Raw genomic sequence first — 415 nt, 5'->3', positions numbered from 1 at the left:
TTCAATGGCTGCAGTCGCATCGTCGACCAGTTTCGTACCGGCCTCCGCGAGCTTCCTGAACGTCTCGAAGCCGAACCGGTGGATGTCTTGACAGAGCGACCAACCGCCCGGTCGTGAAAAGCAATCGTCCGAAGCGCCCATGGGTTTCATCTCAATCATTGGCGGTGTCACCAGGCCGGAGCGCTCCTCGATCCTAAGCCCGACGGCCGTGTAGAACATATCGAGCCTCCACAGCACGTCCGGATCGGGATCGCCGATGATGGGGATCGCACGGCGCTGTTTTCTGGTAACAATGAAGTCGGCCAGCAGTTCGGCATCCGATTTGCCTTCCCACGAGCCGTAGGAGTCTTGAGCAAGATCAGCCGCACGAGGCATCTGACGAACGGTGTGGCAAGCGCCTCGTCGTCGTAGACGG

The 415-nt window shown here is 59.8% G+C and carries 1 protein-coding gene; it reads right to left on the bottom strand.

Features of this window, described 5'->3' with window-relative positions; translation table 11 throughout:
* Window positions 1-375: DUF269 domain-containing protein (locus X742_RS00105; protein ID WP_023775694.1), on the bottom strand; the 375-nt coding region annotated here is incomplete at its 3' end.
* Window positions 376-415 lie beyond the last annotated feature (40 nt).

It is taken from the genome of Mesorhizobium sp. LNHC229A00, from assembly GCF_000502415.1.
Classification (GTDB): Bacteria; Pseudomonadota; Alphaproteobacteria; order Rhizobiales; family Rhizobiaceae; genus Mesorhizobium.
This window is presented reverse-complemented; position numbering and strand designations above follow the sequence as displayed.